A 4,017-nucleotide genomic window follows, 5' to 3' on the forward strand; every position below is an offset into this window, starting at 1 on the left:
CACCGCGCCGGTAAGCCACTTCCCCGCTATTAATTATTAATTCTTAATTATTAATTATTCCTAACTTGGCGTAATGTTAAAGATCGGCATAACAGGCGGCATTGGTTCCGGCAAAAGCACGGTGGCTAAAATATTTGAGCTGCTGGGCATTCCTGTGTACTATGCGGATGCTGCTGCAAAAGACATCATGAACCGCGACCCGGAGCTGAAAGCCCAGGTGCAGCAGCACTTTGGCGCAGATATGTATGACAGCAGCGGACAGTTGGACCGTAAACGTTTGGGCGGCATTGTTTTTAACGACCAGGAAAAGCTGGAGCTGCTGAATTCCCTGGTGCACCCGGCTACCATCCGCGATTCCGAGCAATGGGCCCTGCAGCAAAAGTCACCTTATGTATTAAAGGAAGCTGCGCTGCTGTTTGAGTCGGCCGCCTTCCATTACCTGGATAAAGTTATTGGAGTATCGGCCCCGCAGTCTTTACGCATACTGCGTGTAATGCAGCGCGACAAGGTAACCCGTAACGACGTGCTGGCCCGTATGCATAAACAGATAGATGATAGCATTAAAATGCGTTTGTGCGATTACGTTATTTATAATGATGAGCAGCAGATGGTAATACCACAGGTGCTGCGGGTGCATGAACAGCTGCTGGCCATTGCGCAGCAGCAAACAGCCGCCACAGTTATATAACCACCATAACACCGGCAAGGCCGCGCTGCTACGTGCTGCGCCAGCCGTAACTGAATGTGAATTGAATATACAGGCTTTAACAGCGCGGGAATGAGATATAGCTCCTCCGCTGCCTTAAAATACTGAAACCAGCCTATGGCAGAAAAGAAAGATCCCTCCGGCAAAACCATTATTATTACAGAAGGCGCAGGCAAAAACACGGTTACACCGGTATTGCTGCTGGAGCTTGACAGCAACCTTACTCCCGCGGTGAAGATCAGCGCCGGCCTGCTTAAAACCGTGCAGGAAGAACGCAAATGCCAGCGCATGCCTTTGCAGGACAAAAAGTCACTTTCCATTTTCAATAAATTACCGGCCGGCGTGCAGCACCTGCTGCTGCCCTGCACCCAGGAAGCCATGGTACATAAGGAGCTGCAGCTTAAAGAAAAATTCCTGGCCAACCCGGTAAAGGAACTCACCCTGCAGCAGTATATACAGGAAGGCATGCAGCAATACCTGTATCATACCCTGCAGCAGCTGCGCCCCCTGGCTCCCCTGCTGCCCTGGTACTGCCAGGTGGTGGAACATTCCATGGAAAAAAAGATAAGGCCTGTAGCGGTTAACAACTATCATCCGCTGCTTTCCTTTGAGCTGGTGCGCACCAACAGCGGCGCCTTACGGCTGCTGGCTTTTGTAACGGTGAACGGGCAGTCCTATCCCCTCTCTGATTTTGAGCAATACGGCTTTTTGCTGCGCAGCCGCGGGGAGCTGTTCATACTCCCCCCCGCCGATGCCCAAACGCTGGAACAGTTTAAACAGGGCTTTATGGATGTGCCCCGGGGGCAGGAAGGGTCTTTTCTGCAGCATACCCTGCCCTCCCTGGAGGCCAGGTACCCGGTGAACAAAAGCATCCTGTTACAGAAAGAGGAAATAGACACACCGCCGCAATGCAACATATGGCTCAGTGAGCTGAATAAAAGCTTCCTGATGCTGCGCATACAATGGCAGTACGACCGGTTTACCATAGATGTTGCCAATACAGACGCCGTTGTGTGGATAACGGAGGGCGATGTGCAATATGAGATCAAACGCCACCCGGAAGCGGAAAAAGAATTTACTGATTTTGTACGCAGCCTGCATGCCCGTTTTGCACAGCAGCGCAATGACCACTTTTACCTGTCGTTTGCGGAAGCGGAAAAAAGCCAGTGGCTGGTAAAATGCTACCGCAAGCTCATGGACCGCAACATTGCCGTGTACGGCATGAACGAGCTGAAGCACTTCCGCTACAACACGCATATACCGGTAATGGATATACGCTGGACAGGCAGCAATAAAGACTGGCTTGACCTGGAAGTGAAAGTGCACTACGGCGACCAGCCTGTAGCCCTGGCCGATATACAAAAAGCGCTGCTGCACCGGCAGCCGCACCTGCTGCTGAAAGACGGCACCATTGGCATTATCCCGGAAGAATGGCAGCATAAGTACGACCTGCTGTGGAAGCTGGGACAGCTGCAGAAAGACAAGCTGCGCCTGTCAAACCTGCACTTTACAGTAATGCAGGAAATACTGGATGCGCCGGTTACCGCCCAGGAAAGCATAAAACAAAAATGGGAACGCCTGCAGCAGCAGCATTTTCCTGTACCCGCCACCATACAGGCGCAGCTGCGCGATTACCAGAAGGCCGGCTTTGAGTGGATGTGCCTGTTGGATGAAATGCGCTGGGGCGGCTGCCTGGCAGATGATATGGGCTTAGGTAAAACCCTGCAAACCATCACATTTTTACAGCACCTGTGTGAAAAATACCCCGGCGAAACCCACCTGGTGGTATGCCCCACCTCCCTGATCTATAACTGGGAAAATGAGCTGCAAAAGTTTGCGCCGGGCCTGCGCTATGCTATTTACCACGGCCCTGGCCGCGTGTTTGATGAAGCGCACTGGCGGCAGCAGCAGCTGATCATTACCAGCTACGGTACGGTGCGCAGCGATGCAAACACTTTCTCCCAATACGTATTCGGCTACGTGGTGCTGGATGAAAGCCAGGTGATTAAAAATCCGGCTTCCCAAACCACGCGCGCCCTGCAGGTGCTCCAAAGCAGGAACCGCCTGATACTGAGCGGCACGCCTATTCAGAACAACACAATGGACCTGTATGCGCAAATGAACTTTGCCAACCCGGGACTGCTGGGCAACCAGCACTTTTTTAAAACCGAATTTGCCGTACCCATTGATAAATATTCCGACGGCGCCAAAGCCGCCGGCCTGCGCAAGCTCATTTACCCGTTCCTGTTACGGCGCACCAAAGAGCAGATAGCCAAAGACCTGCCGGATAAAACAGAGATCATTATGTGGTGCGAAATGGGCGATGAGCAGCGGCAGGTGTACAACCAGGTAAAAGCCCTGTATAAAGAAAAGCTGATGAGCCGCATACAGGAAGAAGGCGTAGCCGCCAGCGCCATTTACATACTGGAAGGCCTTACCCGCCTGCGGCAGGTGTGCAACGCCCCGCAGCTGGTGGCAGAGCAGGCCGGCGGCATTACCAGCTCGGTTAAGCTGGATGAGCTGATGCGGGAAATTGTAGAGAACACCGGCACACATAAAGTACTGGTATTTTCCCAGTTCACCGGCATGCTGCAGCTTATATCGCAGGCCATGGAAACACAGGGTATTCCTTTCCTGTACCTGGATGGCGGCACCAAAGCCGAAACACGGCAGGCGCTGGTGGCACAGTTCCAGGAAGATGAAAGCCAGCGGGTATTTCTCATTAGCCTTAAAGCGGGCGGTGTAGGCCTTACCCTTACTGCCGCGGATTATGTGTACCTTGTAGATCCGTGGTGGAACCCGGCGGCAGAGCAGCAGGCCATTGACCGTACGCACCGCATAGGCCAGCAGCATAAAGTATTTGCCTATAAAATGATCTGTAAAGATACCGTGGAGGAAAAAATACTGGCGCTGCAGCAGCGCAAGCAAATGATAGCCGATGACCTGATCAGTGAAGAAACCGGCTTTATGAAAAAACTGAGCGAGGAAGATGTTGCCTTCCTGTTCAGCTAACGTAACAACAGCTACGCCCGCACGCTGTTATGCAATGCATGGTATAGCTGCTGCCGCCTGTTTTCCCGGTTCTTATTCCGATATAAATTTGAAGAACCGGCTTTCCTTACCACCGGCGGTTTCGTCCTGGTACAGGAATTTCAGGTGCTTTTCATCAAACTTTTCAAAAAATTCGTCCCAGGATATTTCTTCGAGTGAGTCCTCTCCGCTGTAACCGGGGAAGTTGATACGCAATATACCGGCATCATCCTTGCTTTTTGTGCTTTTTACAGTAGCCGGTTTGCCGTTGCGTTCTTCTG

General features: G+C 52.1%; 3 protein-coding genes. 2 read left to right on the top strand and 1 reads right to left on the bottom strand.

The window, feature by feature from the left end; all coding sequences use genetic code 11:
- Nucleotides 1-73: 73 nt before the first annotated feature.
- Nucleotides 74-688 carry a dephospho-CoA kinase gene (gene coaE / locus VFS25_RS08745; protein WP_326461751.1) on the top strand — a complete coding sequence of 205 codons (615 nt, stop codon included), beginning with the start codon at nucleotides 74-76 and terminating at the stop codon, nucleotides 686-688.
- Nucleotides 689-823: 135 nt separating this feature from the next.
- Nucleotides 824-3,718 (top strand): DEAD/DEAH box helicase, encoded by a 2,895-nt coding sequence (locus VFS25_RS08750; protein WP_326461752.1) that lies wholly within the window; start codon nucleotides 824-826, stop codon nucleotides 3,716-3,718.
- 72 nt (nucleotides 3,719-3,790) lie between these two features.
- On the opposite strand, the gene VFS25_RS08755 is transcribed toward VFS25_RS08750, so the two are convergent.
- Nucleotides 3,791-4,017, bottom strand: a 227-nt coding sequence (locus tag VFS25_RS08755; protein ID WP_326461753.1) for a hypothetical protein, incomplete at its 5' end; no start/stop codon positions are given.

It is taken from the genome of Chitinophaga sp. (assembly GCF_035761305.1).
Lineage (GTDB): Bacteria > Bacteroidota > Bacteroidia > Chitinophagales > Chitinophagaceae > Chitinophaga.